We start from the raw sequence: 2,232 nt of genomic DNA, 5'->3' as shown, positions 1-2,232 counted from the left end.
CCTAAGCCGTTAGGCATCACCGAAGTCGTCCTGCGCGACGCCCACCAATCGCTGCTGGCCACGCGCCTGCGCATCGACGACATGCTGCCGATCTGCGCCAAGCTCGACCAGATCGGCTACTGGTCGCTGGAGACCTGGGGCGGCGCCACGTTCGATGCCTGCATCCGCTACCTGGGCGAAGACCCCTGGCAGCGCCTGCGCCAGCTGAAGGCGGCCATGCCCCACACCCGCCAGCAGATGCTGCTGCGCGGCCAGAACCTGCTCGGCTACCGCCATTACGCCGACGACGTGGTCGACACCTTCGTCGAGCGCTGCGCCGTCAACGGCATCGATGTGTTCCGCATCTTCGACGCCATGAACGACATGCGCAACATCCAACGCGCCGTGCAGGCCGTGCTGCAGACCGACGCCCATGCCCAAGGCACGATCTCGTACACGACCAGCCCCGTGCACACGCTGGCCATGTGGGTCGATCTGGGCAAGCAGATCGAGGACCTGGGCGCGCACTCGATCTGCATCAAGGACATGGCCGGCCTGCTCAAGCCTTATGACGCCTACGAGCTGGTCAGCCGCCTGAAGCAAAGCGTGTCCATTCCGATCCACATGCAGTGCCATGCCACGACCGGCCTGAGCACCGGCGCCATCCTGAAGGCGGCCGAGGCCGGCATCGACAACGTCGACACGGCCATCTCCTCCATGAGCATGACCTATGGCCACACCGCGACCGAAACCATCGTCGCCAGCCTGCAGGGCACCGAGCGCGACACCGGCCTGGACCTGGCCAAACTGGAAGAGATCGCGGCCTATTTCCGCGCCGTGCGCAAGAAATACGCCGCCTTCGAAGGCAGCCTGAAAGGCGTCGACGGGCGCATCCTGGTCTCGCAGGTGCCCGGCGGCATGCTCACGAACATGGAAAGCCAGCTCAAGGAGCAGGGCGCCGAGGATAAGTTCGATGCCGTCCTGGCCGAGATCCCGCGCGTGCGCGAGGACCTGGGCTTCATTCCGCTGGTCACGCCGACGTCGCAGATCGTCGGCACCCAGGCCGTGCTGAACGTGATCGCCGGCGAGCGCTACAAGACCATCACCAAGGAAACGGCCGGCGTCCTGAAAGGCGAATACGGCGCCACCCCGGCCCCGGTCAATGCCGAACTGCAGGCGCGCGTGCTGGACGGTGCCGAGCCGATCAGCTGTAGGCCGGCCGACCTGTTGGAACCGGAAATGGCCAAACTGATCGCCGACGTGCAGGACAAGGCCCGGGCCGAAGGCGTCAAGCTCAGCGAACAGGTCGAAGAAGACGCGCTGATCAACGGCCTGTTTGCGCAGGTCGGCTGGAAATTCCTGGCCCACCGCGGCAAGCCTGAGGCCTTCGAGCCGGCGCCGGGCAGCGCCCCGGCCGCAGCCCCCATCCCGACGCCGGCCCCGAAAGCGGCTGGCGCGGCCGCCGTGGAGACTTACAGCGTCAACGTCGACGGCCGCCATTTCAACGTCTCGGTCGGCCCCGGCGGCGCGCCGCTGCACATCCAGCCGGCGGCGGCCACGGCCGCGGTCAGCGCCCCGGCCGTGGCCGGCAACGGCGTCTCGGTCGAGGCGCCGATGGCCGGCACGATCCTGAAAGTGCTGGTGCAGGCCGGCAGCGCCGTGGCCGAGGGCGACGTGGTGGTGATCATGGAGGCCATGAAGATGGAGACCGAAGTGCGCTCGCGGGCCAGCGGCATCGTCAGCGCCGTGCACACCAAGGAAGGGGCCGCGGTCACGGTCGGCGATGTGCTGATCAGCTTATAATCAAGAATAACGGCCCCGCCTCGGGCGGGGCCTCCCTGCTTATTCAGACGAGACCTCACCCATGGAAAACCTGCTTTCACTCTGGCAGAGCACCGGCCTGTACAACCTGAGCGGCGGCCAGGCGCTGATGATGCTGGTCGGCTTTCTGCTGCTGTTTCTGGCCATCAAGAAAGGCTTCGAGCCGTTATTGCTGCTGCCGATCGGCTTCGGCGCCATCCTCAGCAACATCCCGACGGCCGGCCTCAACGACGAGGGCGGCCTGCTCTATTACCTGTACTTCGGCATCAAGAGCGGCCTGTTTCCGCTGTTGATCTTCATGGGCGTCGGCGCCATGACCGACTTCGGGCCGCTGCTGGCCAACCCGAAGACCCTGCTCTTGGGGGCTGCGGCCCAATTCGGCATCTTCGCGTCCTTATTGGGCGCCTTGGCGTTGAACATCGTGCCGGGCCT

At 66.3% G+C, this 2,232-nt stretch carries 2 protein-coding genes; both read left to right on the top strand.

The genetic code is table 11. The features are described from left to right. Window positions 1–1,782: sodium-extruding oxaloacetate decarboxylase subunit alpha (oadA, locus tag IT781_RS21675; protein WP_194972252.1), on the top strand; the 1,782-nt coding region annotated here is incomplete at its 5' end. Window positions 1,783–1,843: 61 nt separating this feature from the next. Continuing rightward, window positions 1,844–2,232, top strand: a 389-nt coding sequence (locus IT781_RS21670) for a sodium ion-translocating decarboxylase subunit beta (RefSeq protein ID WP_194972251.1), incomplete at its 3' end; no start/stop codon positions are given.

Origin of the sequence: Methylobacter sp. BlB1 (genome assembly GCF_015476545.1) — a bacterium.
Taxonomy (GTDB): Bacteria; Pseudomonadota; Gammaproteobacteria; order Methylococcales; family Methylomonadaceae; genus Methylobacter.
The sequence above is the reverse complement of the archived record's forward strand: the minus strand, read 5'-3'. Positions and strand labels throughout refer to the sequence as shown.